The organism is Polaribacter sp. (assembly GCF_039939415.1).
Classification (GTDB): domain Bacteria; phylum Bacteroidota; class Bacteroidia; order Flavobacteriales; family Flavobacteriaceae; genus Polaribacter.
In genome coordinates, this window is the sequence record NZ_JBDVJE010000048.1 from 109,211 (window position 1) to 125,192 (window position 15,982).

General features: G+C 28.2%; 13 protein-coding genes and 1 pseudogene. 7 read left to right on the forward strand and 7 right to left on the reverse strand.

The window, feature by feature from the left end; translation table 11 throughout:
- Positions 1-42: 42 nt before the first annotated feature.
- The 6 genes from ABJG40_RS07705 to tsaB all read left to right on the forward strand — a co-directional run bounded on the left by ABJG40_RS07705 (position 43) and on the right by tsaB (position 4,469).
- Positions 43-708, forward strand: coding sequence for a hypothetical protein (locus ABJG40_RS07705; RefSeq protein WP_348024001.1), 666 nt, complete (start codon positions 43-45; stop codon positions 706-708).
- Positions 705-1,406, forward strand: a complete 702-nt coding sequence (locus tag ABJG40_RS07710) for an SCO family protein (RefSeq protein WP_348024002.1) — start codon at positions 705-707, stop codon at positions 1,404-1,406. Before ABJG40_RS07705 ends, ABJG40_RS07710 begins: the two co-directional genes overlap by 4 nt.
- Positions 1,399-1,938, forward strand: a complete 540-nt coding sequence (locus ABJG40_RS07715) for a DUF420 domain-containing protein (RefSeq protein WP_348024003.1) — start codon at positions 1,399-1,401, stop codon at positions 1,936-1,938. Before ABJG40_RS07710 ends, ABJG40_RS07715 begins: the two co-directional genes overlap by 8 nt.
- Complete coding sequence (locus ABJG40_RS07720) at positions 1,931-2,152, forward strand: hypothetical protein (RefSeq protein ID WP_348024004.1); 222 nt, start codon at positions 1,931-1,933, stop codon at positions 2,150-2,152. The genes ABJG40_RS07715 and ABJG40_RS07720 overlap by 8 nt, the downstream gene beginning before the upstream one ends.
- A 222-nt stretch (positions 2,153-2,374) precedes the next feature.
- Positions 2,375-3,697, forward strand: a complete 1,323-nt coding sequence (locus ABJG40_RS07725; protein WP_348024005.1) for a TolC family protein — start codon at positions 2,375-2,377, stop codon at positions 3,695-3,697.
- An 85-nt stretch (positions 3,698-3,782) separates the two neighbouring features.
- Positions 3,783-4,469 (forward strand): tRNA (adenosine(37)-N6)-threonylcarbamoyltransferase complex dimerization subunit type 1 TsaB, encoded by a 687-nt coding sequence (tsaB, locus tag ABJG40_RS07730; protein ID WP_348024006.1) that lies wholly within the window; start codon positions 3,783-3,785, stop codon positions 4,467-4,469.
- Here tsaB and ABJG40_RS07735 read toward each other — a convergent pair.
- Positions 4,459-5,259, reverse strand: a complete 801-nt coding sequence (locus ABJG40_RS07735; protein WP_348024007.1) for a mechanosensitive ion channel domain-containing protein — start codon at positions 5,257-5,259, stop codon at positions 4,459-4,461. The two genes, tsaB and ABJG40_RS07735, sit on opposite strands and share 11 nt — an antisense overlap.
- 356 nt (positions 5,260-5,615) lie before the next feature.
- On the opposite strand from ABJG40_RS07735, the pseudogene ABJG40_RS07740 reads away from it, so the two are divergent.
- Positions 5,616-6,517: pseudogene (locus tag ABJG40_RS07740) on the forward strand (IS1595 family transposase).
- Between the two features lie 24 nt (positions 6,518-6,541).
- Here the strand turns inward: ABJG40_RS07740 and ABJG40_RS07745 are convergent.
- The 6 genes from ABJG40_RS07745 to sprA all read right to left on the reverse strand — a co-directional run bounded on the left by ABJG40_RS07745 (position 6,542) and on the right by sprA (position 15,979).
- A complete protein-coding gene (locus tag ABJG40_RS07745; RefSeq protein WP_348024008.1) occupies positions 6,542-6,892 on the reverse strand; it encodes a DUF1304 domain-containing protein in 351 nt (116 codons plus the stop codon).
- A 74-nt stretch (positions 6,893-6,966) separates the two neighbouring features.
- On the reverse strand, positions 6,967-7,167 hold the full coding sequence (locus tag ABJG40_RS07750; protein ID WP_348024009.1) for a dodecin family protein: 201 nt from the start codon (positions 7,165-7,167) through the stop codon (positions 6,967-6,969).
- Between the two features lie 123 nt (positions 7,168-7,290).
- Positions 7,291-8,010: an energy transducer TonB gene (locus ABJG40_RS07755; protein ID WP_348024010.1), complete on the reverse strand. Its 720-nt coding sequence runs from the start codon at positions 8,008-8,010 to the stop codon at positions 7,291-7,293.
- Between the two features lie 58 nt (positions 8,011-8,068).
- Positions 8,069-8,452: a VanZ family protein gene (locus tag ABJG40_RS07760; RefSeq protein ID WP_348024011.1), complete on the reverse strand. Its 384-nt coding sequence runs from the start codon at positions 8,450-8,452 to the stop codon at positions 8,069-8,071.
- Positions 8,418-8,798 carry a glycine cleavage system protein GcvH gene (gcvH, locus tag ABJG40_RS07765; RefSeq protein WP_348024012.1) on the reverse strand — a complete coding sequence of 127 codons (381 nt, stop codon included), beginning with the start codon at positions 8,796-8,798 and terminating at the stop codon, positions 8,418-8,420. Before gcvH ends, ABJG40_RS07760 begins: the two co-directional genes overlap by 35 nt.
- Before the next feature lie 32 nt (positions 8,799-8,830).
- Complete coding sequence (sprA, locus tag ABJG40_RS07770) at positions 8,831-15,979, reverse strand: cell surface protein SprA (protein ID WP_348024013.1); 7,149 nt, start codon at positions 15,977-15,979, stop codon at positions 8,831-8,833.
- Positions 15,980-15,982: the final 3 nt, after the last annotated feature.

Below are 15,982 nucleotides of genomic sequence, written 5' to 3' on the forward strand. Positions count from 1 at the left end.
TTGATAAGGTGGTTTTATAACCACCTTTTTTTATACAAAGTAATGATGAAGCTTACTAAAAAAAGAGTTGTATTATTTTTACTATTTATTTTTCCTTTAATCTGTTTTTTAATTTTATCTACAGGAAAAAATAATTTTACAAAACTACCTATTGTTACTAAAAACATTGTAGATATTTCTACCATAGACCCAACCAAAACATTTAAAGGTAATATTTCTATTGTTTGTTTTTTAGGAAATAATATAGATGAAAATAGAGGAGGTTTTTTTAATCTTAATGAAAAGATTTATAAAAATTTTATTAAGTATAATAAGTTTCAAATATTAGCTATTTATCCTGATGGTAAAGAGGAAGAAGTTCAAAAGATAAAAAAAGAAATTAGCGCTTTTACAGATATGGTAAAATGGAATTTTATTAAAGGTTCTAAAAAAAATATTAAAGCACTTTATACCAGTTTTAAAGCTAAAGATTCTTTAAAAAATCTTTATACTTCTAAAGTCTATTTAGTAGATAAAAATGGAGACTTAAGAGGTAGAGTTAATGATGCAGATAGTAAAGATGGAAAACTTTTTGGATACAATATGAATTCAGTATCTGTTTTAAACGGAAAATTAAAAGATGATGTTTTAGTTTTATATTATGAATACTATGCATCATTTAAAGATAAAAACAAAAATAAAGCAGACAGAAAAGAAGTAGGGTTATGAGTAAAAAATATTCTTACATAGGTGTTTCTTTTATTATTCTTTTGTTCGGTATTTATGTTGTTAGAAACATAGATTCTAGAGTAGAAAAAGACGAATTAATTCAGGATAATAGATTAAATAAAGTAGATAAAAATTCTAAAAAAACAAGTAGTTTATACACTTTTAATAAAGTACCAGATTTTGAGTTTATAAATCAAGATGGTAAAGTTATCACCAATAAAGATTATAAAGGAAAAGTACATGTTGTAGAATTCTTTTTTACAACTTGTCCTACAATTTGCCCAATCATGAATCAAAAGATGTTAACGATTCAAGATGAGTTTCAAGGAAATGAAAACTTCGGAATTGCATCTATTTCCATTACTCCAGAAATTGATACTCCAGAAGTAATGAAAGAGTATGCCAAAGTTTATAAAATAACACATCCTAATTGGCATTTATTAACAGGTCAACCAGAAGAAATTGTGTATGCTTTATCAAACAAAGGCTTTAAATTATTTGCAGGAAAAGGAGAAGAAGATCATGGTGGTTTTGAGCATTCAGGTTTGTTTGCTTTGGTTGATAAAGAAGGAAATATTAGATCTAGAAAAGATAAATTTGGAAACCCAATTATGTACTACAGAGCTTTAAAAGAGCAAACTTTTCCAGATCAAATAAAAGAATTAAAAGAAGATATTAAAATTTTGTTGAATGAGTAGTTTAGCGCAAGAAAAAAAATATAAGAAAATTATTACAATTTTATCAATTGTAATTCCTTTGGCTGTTGCAGCTTTATTTGGTGTTAATTTAAGAAAATTAGGTTTTAATGTAGAGCCATTAACTTTTTTACCACCAATATATGCATCTATAAATGGTTTAACTGCTGCAGTTTTAATCGCTGCAGTAATAGCAATTAAAAAAGGAAATATAAAATTACACGAACAACTAACTACTTTTGCTATTGGTTGTTCTCTAGTTTTTTTATTTTTATATATTGGTTATCACATGACATCAGATTCTACAACATTTGGTGGAGATGGAATCGTGAAATATATTTATTACTTTATTTTAATTACTCATATTATTTTATCTGTAGTTATTATACCAATTGTATTAATTACATTTATGAGAGCAAAGTTGGGGAACTTTCCTCAACATAAAAAAATAGCCAAAATTACATTTCCATTATGGTTATATGTTGCTATTACTGGTGTTGTTGTCTATTTAATGATATCTCCATATTATGTGTAAAAAACGTATCTCATTCTTTATTTTATTGATGGTCTTTACATCAAAAGTTTCGTTTTCACAATGCGCAATGTGTAAAGCTGTTGTAGAAAATGGAGACGTTTCTATGGCAGAAGGAGTTAATAACGGAATTACATACTTAATGATTTTTCCTTATCTCTTAATCGGGGTATTATTTTATGTTATTTATAGATATAAAAAGAAAGTTAAAAATTAACATATATATAAGAGTAAAATGGTGTAACATATTTTACTTTTAATCGTCTTATTAGCACTATCAAAAGATATAAGTGTTCAATATTGAGCAAAAAGTGTTCGTTTTAAAACAATTACAAATAGTTTTTTTGTATAACTAATTGATTATTAATTGTTTTAATAGAGTCTGTCTTTTGGCATAACCATTGAAACTAATTTATTGAAATTATAAAATTTACAGATTTTGAAAACTAAACTTTTACTATTTGCAGTTCTTTTTACTGCAACTGCTACTTTTTCACAAAAAAAATGGACACTTAAAGAATGTGTAAATGAAGCTTTAGAAAAAAATATTTCAATTCAGCAGAATAAATTAAGCTTAGAATTAGCTAAAAAAGATGTTGAAATTGCAAAAGGAAATTTTTTACCAAATTTAAATGCATCTACAGGTGGTAATTTAAATTTTGGTTCTGGTTTTGATTATGTAACTCAAAACAGAGTAAGTACTAGTATTTTTGGAGGATCTGTTAGTTTAAGTGCGGGCTATACTGTTTTTAATGGTTACAGAAACACAAATACTTTTAAGCAAGCTCAATTAGGTGTAGAATCTAGTTTGTTAGATTTACAAAAAATCGAAAACGATATTTCTCTTTTTGTAGTAAATGGATACTTAAATATATTATTTGCAAAAGAAAACTTAAATGCAGTTAAAGTTCAATATGATATAAGTAAAAAGCAGATTAAAGCTGCAGAAGATAGATTTAATTCTGGTGTAATTGCTAAAGGAGAACTTTTAAACACACAGTCCACTGCCGCAACTGATTTACAAAGTGTAATTACTCAAGAAAACGCATTAGATATTGCATTATTAAATCTAGCTCAATTAATACAAGTACCAATAGAAAATTTTGATGTTGCTTCAATTGATGTTGGAACGCCTTCTTCAGATTTATTATACAAAAATTCAAATTCGGTATTCGATAAATCTGTACAAAGAATGCCAGAAATAGCACGAGCTAAATTGGCAATTGATAATGCAGATTTAAATATAAAAATTTCTGAAAGTTACTTTTTACCAACAGTTTCTGCTTCTGCAGGATTATCTACAAACTATGGTTATAACTTAAAAACAGGCCCAAATACAGCGTTCTTTAATCAGTTAAATGATAATTTAGGGTATGGTTTAGGTTTTAATATTAGTATTCCTATTTTTAATCGTTTTCAAACAAGAAATGGAGTAGCAAAATCTAAGATTAATAAAGAGATTTTTGAAACAAGATTAGAAAGTGAAAAGTTATCACTTAAGCAAACTATAGAACAAGCCTTTTTAGATGTAAAATCTGCTTTAAAAACATTTGAAGCTGCTAAAATTTCTTTAGAAGCACAACAAGAAGCGTTTAAAAATGCAAAAGAAAGATACAATTTTGGAGCTATGACTTTGTTCGATTTTGATCAGGTAAGAAATCGTTTAGTAAATGCTAAGGCTGCAATGATAAGATCTAAATACGATTATGTTTTTAAAACAAAAGTATTGCAATTTTATTCTGGAGATTTAGTTTTAGAATAAGTAAAAAATATTTTAATAATGAAGCCTCGCAATTTTGCGAGGTTTTCTTTTTTCTATCACTTATATTTGTATAAAATATTTCAAGTTGGCATTTATCCTTAACATAGAAACCGCAACAAAAAACTGTTCTGTAAGTCTTGCAAAAGACGGTGAAGTTATAGCAATAAAAGAATTGAATAATGGTAATTATTCTCATGCAGAAGTTTTACATCCTTTTATAGTAGAAATTTTAAAGGAGGCTAATGTTTCTACAGAAGAAATAGAAGCTGTTGCAGTAAGTAAAGGACCTGGTTCTTATACAGGGTTAAGAATAGGTGTTTCTGCTGCAAAAGGGCTTTGTTTTGCTTTTAATAAACCCTTAATTTCTATTGAAACTTTAGCAGCTTTAGCGCATTCTATTTCTATTGATAAAGGAATCATAGTTTCTATGCTAGATGCAAGAAGAATGGAGGTTTATTCTGCTGTTTATGATAATAATTATAAACAAATAAGAGAAATTAAAGCAGAAGTGATTGATGAAAATTCATTTTCTGAATACTTAGAAAATACCAAAGTTTATTTTTTAGGTGATGGAGCTCAGAAATGTAAAGAAGTTATAAAACATAAAAATGCAATTTTTATAGATGCTAAATTTCCTTCATCAAAAGAAATGGCAAGTTTATCTTTTAATAAATACAAAAAAAACGACATCGAAGATGTCGCTTATTTTGAACCTTTTTATTTAAAAGATTTTGTTGCTATTCCTGAAAAGAAAAAGAAACCTATTTTTTAACATTAACTTGGTGTGGATAAGGAATTTCAATTCCTGCTTTATCAAGTTCTAATTTTACATTTTCTGTAACTTCAAAATATACATCCCAATAATGTTCTGTTTTACACCAAGGTCTCACTGCAAAATTAACAGAACTATCTGCTAACTCAGCAACTGTTACTGCTGGTGCAGGATCCTTTAATACTTTTGGATTTGAAGTTAAAACATTCATTAAAACTTCTTTTGTTTGCTTAATATCTGCAGCATAATCAACTCCAATTGTTAAATCTACACGTCTTGTTCCTTCTGTAGAATAGTTAACAATATTTCCATTAGATAACGTTCCATTAGGAATAATAATTTCTTTGTTAGATAAACCTGTAAGTTTTGTAGTAAATATTTCGATTTCTTTTACTACACCAACTTCACCTTGAGCTTCAATTAAATCTCCAAGTTTAATCGGTTTAAAAATCATAATTAATACTCCACCTGCAAAATTAGCAAGAGACCCTTGTAGTGCTAAACCAACTGCTAAACCTGCAGCAGCAATAATTGCAGCAAAAGATGCAGTTTCTACACCAAGTTTTGCAATTACTGTAATAAATAGTAAGATTTTAAGAGACCAACTAATTAAATCTCCTAAGAATTTTTGAAGTGTTAAATCTACACCTCTTTTTTTCATTAATTTTTTAGAAGTTTTTACTATAATGTTTATAGCAAATAAACCAATTATTAGAATAGCTAATGCTACTAATATTTTTGGTGTGTATTGTACAACTAATTCTTTTAAATTTTCAATGTATTTTTCCATTTTGTTTTTGTTAGAAATTCATTACAAAAGTAAAGGTTTTTTAGAAAAATACTATTAATGGAGAAACAATAAAAAATGTTAAACTCTTATTGTTTTATAAAACTACTAGGCGTTTAAAAAAAGTAAAAAGTTTATGTAAATCTTTTGCTTTTTTTCTGTCTAACTTATTCGTCTTCATAAAGTTTTTAACTTCATTAGATCTAGATTGAAATAAATTATAGAGGTTTTTTTTCTTTTTTGGTAGGTTTATTAACTCACCATTGTTAATAGATATAAATATTTTGTCTTCTTTTTTAGAATAAATTTATTGAGTTAGTCATTTAATTTCTGTATCTATTTCCATTAAATTAAGCAATATGGAAAAATTTGAAGGACAAGATATCCTAAACTTTATAAAAGAACTACCAAATGATGATGCTTGTAAAGCTTATTTAGCTAAAATAAAATGGGAAGACGGTTTTACTTGTAGTAAATGTGGGCATACAAAAGGCTGTAAAAAATCTGGATATAACTATGAATGTTACGCTTTTCATCATGTAGAAAGTGCTACAGCAAATACACTTTTTCATAAAGTTAAATTTGGCTTACAAAAAGCATTTTGTGTTGCTTTTGAAATGAGTACAAGTAGCAAAAGCACTTCAAGTATTCAGATGGGTAAACGTTTTAGTATTCGTCAAGGAACTGCCTGGTATTTTATGCAAAAAGTTCGTAAAGCGATGAAAAGTAGTCAAAAATATCCTTTAGAAAAACTAATTCATGTTGATGAATTTACTGTTGGAGGAAAAGAAGAAGGAAAACAAGGAAGAAGTTATGATACAAAGAAGAAAAAAGCAGTAATTGCAGTAGAAATAACAGATGACAACAAGGTTAAAAGAGTTTATATCAAATCCATAAATGATTATTCTGCAAAATCATTAACACCAATTTTTAAAGAACATATAAGTACATCTGCTAAAATAATAACTGATAAATGGAGAGGTTATGAACCTTTGAAAGAAAAGTATAATATTGAGCAAATTTACAGTAATAATGGTGCTAACTTTAAGCAATTACATATAAGATAATGCAAGTTAAATCATGGCTTAGAGCGATACCAACTCATGTGAGTAAGCCGCATATTCAAGCTTACTTTGATGAATTTTGTTTCAGAATTAATAGATCACAATTTCAGAAAAGTATATTCCATAAAACAATTGAAAGAATGGTTGTTGCAAAACCTATTTATCAAAATAAAATTAAACAGAAGTTAAGCGTATAACTCAGTAAATTTATTTTAAGATTATTATAAAAGTAACAAAATTCCTACAAATGCAGGTAAAGATTGAATAATAAGTATATTTTTTTTCTTTGTAGAATAAGCTCCATATATACCTGCAATTAATACACATAATAAAAAGAACAAAGAAAAAGAAGTTTCTTCTATAATTAAAGACCAAATTAAGCCTGCAGCAAGAAAACCATTATAAAGTCCTTGATTTGCAGCCATTACCTTTGTTTTTTCTGCAAATTCTTTTGTTTCTATTCCAAAGGCTTTCATAGACTTTTTTGAAGTCCAAATTACCATTTCTAAATAAACAATGTAAACATGAATTAAAGCAACTAAACTAATAATTATAATTTGTAAGATTTTCATAATTTATGATTAAAAAAAGCGATTTCATTTTTAAAAAATCAAATCGCTATAAGTAGTTGTTAGTTTCTATTTTTTTAATTTACTTCAAAAGTAATTTTTAAGTTTACTCTAAATTCTGTAACATTATCTCCATTTACAACTGCACTTTGAGATTGTACAAATACAGATTTTATTCCTTTTACAGATTTAGCTGCTTGTTTTACTGCTTTTCTTGTAGCTTCTTCCCAACTTTTTTCAGAATTCGCTAATACTTCAATAACCTTCATTACTGCCATAACCTTATTTTATTTAAATTTAATATAGCATAAATATATTAAATTTATTTTTATGAATTAAAATTCATAAAAAAAACGTTTAGAATGTTAATTCTAAACGTTTTTTTGTTTTTTCTTTTCTTTTTACTCTACAATTAAAGTAAAAGGAATACTATATTTTACACCTACTGGTTTACCTCTTTGTCTACCAGGTTTCATTTTAGGTAATTGTTTCATTACTTTAATTACCTCAGTTTTAATCTTTGGGTGAGGGGCTCTTGCATTAACATCAACAATGTTTCCATTTTTGTCAATTTTAAAACCAATAAATACTCTTTTTCTACCAGCAGACAACCCTAATTCATTTGGCAAATCAGCATCAAACTTTTTAGAAAAATGTTTTTGAACTTTTTTGCTAAAACATGCTTTTAATTGACTTTTGTTTCCTTTACATCCAGGAAATACAGGTACATCTTCAATAATCATAAAACTTACATCCTCAACAACGTCTTCTACTTCTTCTATCTCAACAATTTCTTCAACTTCAATTGCTTCTGTTTCATCTGTTTCTGTAGATTCAATTACAGTTTCTTCTACTTCTTTTTCATCTTCTACAATTTCAATTTTTTCTGGAGCTGGTGGTGGTGGTGTTTTTGGTTTAACTGGCTCTACTCTTTCAGTAATAACCGTTTCTTCTTCCATTTCAGCATTCATTGTTACAGAACCTAAATCTCCAATTACTTTATCGTAAGTTTTCTTTTCAATTGAAGCATATGTTATGAATAAGGCTAGAACTAGACCTATTTGCATAAAAATTTTGCTATAATTTTCTAAGTTTGATTTTGGGTTTTTCTTAATTTCCATTGTAAAGAGTTTTTAATAGTTCGCTAATTTAATTAAATTATTCGTTTATATACAAGTCTTAGTGTGAATTAACCTTAATTTTTTTTAAAATTAGATTAAAAACTATCAATCCTAAGATAATTCCTATTGTATTTGCAAGAACATCATAAATATCTCCTGTTCTATACTTTGTTAAGGTGTGTTGTAGAATCTCAATAATTATGCCATAAATAATACATGTAATAACTATTTTATACTTTAAAGAAGTTTTTTTATAAAATGAGAATAACCAACATATAGTTAATGTAAAGTATGCAAATAGGTGGTATACTTTATCACTACTTGTAAATGACAATTGAGTTTTTGGTACTTGCATTAAACTCAAATAAGCAATACCAATGGTTATTCCTATTGCAATAATAAACAGATTATCCTTGAATAAGCTTTTGATAAGCTTCTGCATCTAATAAATTTTCTATTTGTGAACTATCTGATATTTCAATTTTAATCATCCAACCTTTTCCATAAGGATCTGAGTTAACCAATTCTGGTTCGTCTTCTAATTCTTCATTGAATTCAATTACCTCTCCTGTTAAAGGCATAAATAAATCTGAAACAGTTTTTACAGCTTCTACAGACCCAAAAACTTCACCTTCTTCTACTGTATCGTCTAAAGTGTCTACATCTACATAAACGATGTCTCCTAACTCACCTTGAGCAAAATCTGTAACACCAACTGTAGCTACATTGTCTTCAATTTTAATCCACTCGTGGTCTTTTGTATATTTTAATTCTGATGGTAAATTCATTTTATTTGTAATTAATTATATATTCTTATTTTTTAATTTCCTCCTAAGTTGTAAATAATATTAAATCCACCATTAATCGCTTGTCTTGGAAATGTGGTAGAAATCGCATATTTTGATGTTTGATGATTGTAATAAAAAGATGCTGTTAAATTACTGCTCAATCTATAATCGGCTGTAAATTTAATAGAAAAAAGTTTTTGACCACCACTAATTTGATTATTATCTTCATCTACAGATCTTATTTGTGTTAAATTGTCTCTTAAAGAAACATCTGCTCTTAAATTAATATCACCTTTTAAAGTTTGTTTTTTACCTGTAAAACGAGTATTAAATTTTACATCTTTAAAAACATATCCCATTCCGAAAATATATTCTGTTCCTTTTATATCTGTTAAAGTACTGTTGTTAAAATTCATTGTTAATGTTCTGTCTCTTTTTACTTCTCCTCTTAATGAAAAAGAATTTCTCATTTTCATGTCTAATTTAATTAGAGGTGAAAATTCATCAACCAAAGTAACTGCAGAAACTAATAATTCTGGTTCATAATTTTCTGCTACATTTAAATTTGCATAAGGGTTTTTAGTATCATGTTGCAAATTATTTGTAAAACTAGATACAGTATATGAAGATCTGTAACCATGAGAAACAATAAAATTACTGAAGTTTTTCTTAAAAAATTTATGCTTCATTAAACCGCTATAACGCAATGTCCAGTTTGGAATTGGGATATCTCTAAACAAACTTGTACTTACTTTGTCTGGGTTTTTACCAGAATAAGCTGCCATAAATGCTGGTAATAAAACTTGTTGACTATTTTCTCCAAAACCACTTGCAGGAACACTGTTTTCTGTAGCCAATCTATTAGAAATTATGCTTCTGTAGTCTTTTAGGTTTTGAAACAATGCATCACTATCTTTAAATGCAGTAGAAAACATTGAATAACTCGTACTAAAGTTTCCGTTTTCAAAGAAAGGTGTGTCTTCAAATTGATTACTTCCATCAATTAAATCTAATTGTTGAGAAATATCTCTAGTTTGAATTTTATTTCCTCTAACATCAATGTTTAAATCTTTGATTGGTTTTAGTGTAAACGTATAGTCTAATTTATTATAATGTGTTTTACTAAAAGTTTTGCTGTAATATTCATCTCCTTGGTTTCTTGTAACAAACCAACCATTTTCTAAAGCTCTGTTTCTAATGTCTACTTGACTACCAAAAGCAAAAGAAGTTGGTGCACCACCTAAAAAGCCAATTTCTTCTGTGTAACCAGGTAATAATTGTCCGTTATTTTCTGAATAACTAATTTTACCTTGTTTTACAGATGTTAAAATATCATAAGTACCTTTTAAAATAGTTTTACCAATAGATAATTTTTTCTTTTGATTTACTCTTCCAGGAACTTTTGGTAACCCAGATCCTTTTAATCCTTTTGAGTTTTTACGTTGCTTTTTTGTTAATAGTAATTTTTCGAAACCTAAACCTTTGTATAAACGATCAAAATTAATAGTAGTATTTATATTGTGTGTATTTGCATTCTGAATGACATTACCAATTAAATCAACAGAGGCAATATCTACACCATTTACGTTTATAGTACTTTGTGGAGCTGCTTGCCAATCGAAATCTGCTGTATAGCCATAATCTGCTTTTATAAAACTTAAAAACGGAATTTTATCTATAGGTAAATTATAAGTTCCGTTTAATTTTTGATGATAATGATTTGCTCTCCCTGTATTAAAGAAATCATCAAAAACTTGTACATCTTCATTATTATTAAAAGTATCGTAAATGTAACTGTTAGTGGCATTAAAGTTTAGTTGCAAAGATTTGGTTAAATCAAAACCTATTGTATAATCCCAATCAAACATAAATCTACGTTGTTTTAGCTCTGGTTGTGGGGCTAAACCATCTACCAAATTTCTAGATTGTTGCTCGTTGTAATTTCTGTTAATACTAGAATTAATTGCAAATGTTTTAGGAATAGGGTTAAAGTTAATGTCTTTAATTAATTTAAAGTATTTGCTTTCAAATGCTGATGAGTTTTTAAATGGCTCAATAGGTTTAGAATCGAAACTGAAATTGTAAGAAGCAGAGGCCCTAACACTTTCGTTTATACGTTTTTTAATATTATAATTTCTTTGAAACTCTTTGTTATGTGCATAAGAAACTGCTATGTTTTCAATATCGTAAAACTTTGGTTTTTTTGTAGAATTAGGGTTTCTATTCTTTTTTACGTTTGTAAAACTAATACTTGTTCTTTTTGTATAATCTCTAGAAAACTCACTATTATCATTTTCTCCTAAAGCATCTGCTACTTCTACATCTTGATATTGTGGGTCGTATTTTGGGTCAATAAAAGTTTCTCCAACACTATAACTCATTGGTAATTGAATTCCCCATTTTTTAGGTGTTAATACTTTTCCTAAGTTTACAGTTGTTGCAACATCATATTGTTTTGTTTCGTCTAAACTACGTTGTGTAACTCTTTCTTCTACGTTACCAAAACCAATAGTAGACATACTACCAGATAAAGATATATTTGCAATATCAGCAAAATTAGCATCTGCGTTTACCACAGCTGCCCAACCCCCTTTGTTATCAAAATCAGCAGAACGTAACTCGTTAAACCAAACTTCTCCACTTTGTGGTGATGTGGTTTTGTTTTTTATACCTAATACAATTGTTTTTAATTGTGCTAATGTTGGGTTACCTTTTACAGAAATTGTGTAAGTAGTTTCTTGGTTTTCAGGTGTAAATAAATCTGTTATTGAAAAATCAGCTTTATCTCTGTCTAATTTTACTTGGCCAAAGGTTTCTAAAAAAGCATCTAAATTATTTGCTTCTGGCCAAAGATCTAGAGCAGAAGTACCGTTTTTTGATACCTTTAGAGGCATTTCTATTTGATAATAATTATCATCTAAATCTGTACCTAATCTTACAATGGCAGAAAAATCATCATCATTAATTTCTAAAGCTCCTTCATTAGATTGTAGGTGCATAAACATTTTTAAGTTTTTAAAACGCCTTAAATCTATACTAATATTTTTATAAATTGCTCTTGTTTTATTAGCTTCTAAATTGTTAACTTTTAAGGTTACAGATTGTTCGTTTTGTAACTGTACAGTTGTACTACCTTGCAAACGTTCTCTTTCTATTCCTGGAGGTTGTATATAACTACCTTCATTTTGCTCTATACTAACAACACCAACTTCAAAATCTTTTAATTCATCATCATCTAATACAATTGGCTCTGTTAAAGTTTCGTCTAAAGTTTTTGTATATCGTCTCCAATCACCACGTACTAAATCCATTTCACCAAAACGAATTACCACTGGCATTTTAAAATTGGTTAAAAACATTCTAATAAAACGAATGCTATTAAAATCTGATATTCCATTAACAGATGTTCCACTTCTTACAGGAACTCTAAATTGATACCAAGTTGTTTTTTGAGTTCCTCCGTTTTCTAAAGTTACATCTGTAGTTTTAGAGTCTACAATAAAATTTTTACCAACCACCAAATCATTTCTGTTCATAGAAATTTTATACTCGTAGTAACTTTCTACAGTATTCATAGTTTGATCTTTATTAATGTCTTCTACATCTGGATAAGTTGTTGAAGAAATTGGATAAGTTTCTGTAGATTGGTTTAATGTTGGTGAGTTTCCTTCTGTATTGTTGTAATTTTTATACCTAGAAATTATTGATGCATTTACTGCATCCAATTCATTCCCTCTAAAAAATTGGAAGTTATCAGAAGCAGGGTCGTTTTGATTTAATTTGCTAAAGTTAGAAATAGTTGTACTATATTTTGCAAATTCATCTACGTCAGATAAACCATCAAAACCAACATCTTGATTATTTCTTGCTTCATCTTCTTCATTAAAAGCATAAATAATTGATGGATTGGTTGGTACTTTACCCCAAGTTGTTGGGTCTGTATTTAAATCTCCACCAGTTTCTGGCAAACCATTTTCATACATTTTACGACTATCTTTTAAGATATCTTCAGAAACATTTCCTAAGTTAATATATAAATCTCCAACTTGATTTGAAACGTTATTTAAAACATCAGAAGGTGTCATTCCCTGTGGCAACCCTTCATCATTAGTTATAGAATAGTTTTCATAAGGGTCCATTACCCAAAATTGAATATATTCTACATTAGCCTGGTCAAAATTATTAGTTGTTAATGGGCGCATAATTCCTCCCCATCTATTTTGTGGGTCTTTAAATGTTCCGTCTTCATTTACATTTATACCTGTATCAAAATTATAAGAGCCTCTTTCTGCAGGAAAATATGCTAAATCTAACGTTCTAATTAATGAATTTTGAGTAATATCTAATTGTACATTAGGAAATAATTCACCGTAATTAATTTGTCTTGTTTCTGCTCTAGAAAGTTCGTCTGCAGTAATACTTGCAGGTGTTTCTCCTGCTCCATAAAATATTTGATCTACATTATACCAAGCTAATTTACCTCTTTTGTAATTGTAAGTTAAATCATCTTGTTCTCCATTAAATCCCGAAAAATATTTTGGTGTACTTGCTTCATACCAATCTAAAGGAGATAAAATACTGATAGGAATTTGAGAAGCTTCAAAATCATCTATGTAAGTTGTAGCGGCACCTGTTACATCTATTCCACTTGGCGTTCCTGGTAACAAATATGCCATATCAGCTCTTACTGATAGGTTAGAAGGTACATCTGTATCTACAAAAGGTAATTTATTTGCCAATTTTGTAAAATAAGGTACTTCTGTAGCATAATCTATATTTGCCCCAAACATTGTGTTATTTATTGGGTCTGAACCAAAATTAACTTTTGGAGTAATTGGTCTTTCATTCACATTTAAAATTGTTGCACCAACAATAAATTTGTCTGAAAATTTATGCTCAACATCTACACCCATAAAGGTTTTTCTTTGTTGATTAAATACTGCATTATTTTCTGTTGAAACACTTATTGGCGTTCCTGAAGATTGTAATCCTGGATCTATAATTTGTACACGACCTAATTGATAATCTACAACATAATCTACACCTTCTACTAACTGTCTGCCTGCGGCAGTAACCTTTACAGAACCTCTAGGAACATTAAATGCGCCAATAGGAATTCCTCCAGAATTTTCTGATTTAAAATATCCTTTTAAGAAATATTTATCTTTATTTTGAAAGTTGTTTTGTATGTTAACTTTTGTGTTTAAGTATAATTCTTTAAATAAATAGGTTTCATCTAAAGTTTCATCTAAACCAGTATCTGAGGTGTTTTCTTGTACCAAATCATTACCAAAAGGCTCTGGTTCTGGAAAAAATACATATCCGTTTTGAGAATTAACAGTTATACCTTCTACATAATCGAAAAAACCATCTGGAGACCTAAATTGACTTTGATCTAATTGGTCTAGCTTTAATATTTGAATTAATGGTATTACATTAATGTCATCATCAGGATTGTTTGGAGTATCTGTACCTGTTTTTGCATTTTGTAAAACGTTAGATTGTATACCTGTTTGATCATCTCTATATTGTATTTCAAATAAAAAGCCATCTTGTGTTAATGGAAATGCGCCTAATGCATAAACGTTTTTCATCATTAAACGCCATGTAGGAAAAGCTTCTTCTGTAGTAACTCCATTTACATCTCTATCTCTTTTTGTGGTAAGAATTTCACTTCGTAATAATTTTACAGCTAATGTTTGTGGAGCTAAAATTCCATCATTCGAAAATTCACCCACTTTAAAAGAATTTTCTGTACTTCCTGTAACACCACCAGCAACTGTATATTCATAAGCAACAGCTAAAACTTCTCCATCATTTAACCTCCTGTTTAAAGAAATAAAACCTAATTGTGAGTTTAAGGTAAACTCATTAGGATCTAATTTTCTTGCATTTTCTAATACTGAATAATCAGCCCCTTCATTCATGTTGTATTGAATTAAGGTACTGTTTATAGTAGAAATGTTTCGAATTCCACTTGTGGGAGATAATAAACTAGATAAATTATTAGATTCATTCCATGGAATATTTCCTCCTGTTGTGGTTGGCGGATTTGTTGGTTGTACTTCTCCTGTTTGATTTACTAATACATTACTGTCTGATTCTCCAATATCCGCAAGTGCAACAATACTTCTATAATCTTCTGTACTTGCATTTCTATTTGTAATCCAAACTTCTATTCTTGTAATGTTAATTTGACTATTAATTAATGGATAATTTTTAAGTGAATTAGCATAATTATCTATAAAATATTGACCCAAAAAAAAGTGACGGTCATTATCATAATCTGTAGCTTGTAGTTCAAATTCTTGAATAGAAGCCCCTCCTTCTGCAACAACAGTTTTGCTTTCTGAGTTTTGCTGAGAAAAAACAGCAGTTACGTTGGTGTTACCAAATTTTAACTGCGTTTTTACACCAAATAAACTCTGTGCACCATTAATTAAAGAGTTTTTAATAGGCATAGAAATGTTACCTGCTTCTATGCCTTGTAAAATATCATCTTCTGTTGGTGTGTAATCTATTTTTACTAAATTCTGAAAATCAAACGTAGATTGTGTATCGTAATTTGCAGTAAACTCTAATCGTTCACCAACTTTAGCTTTAATACTTGCATTTATTTGTTGGTCAAAGTCAAAAGTAAAACTACTTCTATTTTCCTCTGATAATTGTGGGTTTTCTGTATTCTGATAAATAAACCCTAATTTTAAATTTAAACTTCCTGTAGGTGTTACTTTAATTGTGCTTCCTCCAAAAATAGTTTCAAAAAATTCTGAATTTACATAGTAAGTAGGTAGTAAATCTTTTTGAGCATTTTTTGCTCCTTTTTTCTTAGAATTTGTTGCACTTACTTTATCTTTAAAGTATTGCATCATATCTCTTTTTAAACGATATTGAGCATATTGTTTAGGAGTAAGATAGATAGGTATTCTTGTTTGGTAATTACCTATTTTTTCTAAGATTACATATTTATTTAATTCTTTGTCAAAAACAATTTCTTTCTTAGCTAGATAATCTAAAAAAAGACCACCTGTTTGAACTTTTTTAAAATTGTATCTTAGTTTTAAAGTATCTTTTTTTGTAAATAAAGAATCTGTTTTATTATTTATTTGCGAATAAGATGCAATGCTTGCAGTACCTGCAAATACAAAAAATAAAAATATATTTTTTAAAAAATTATTCAATTG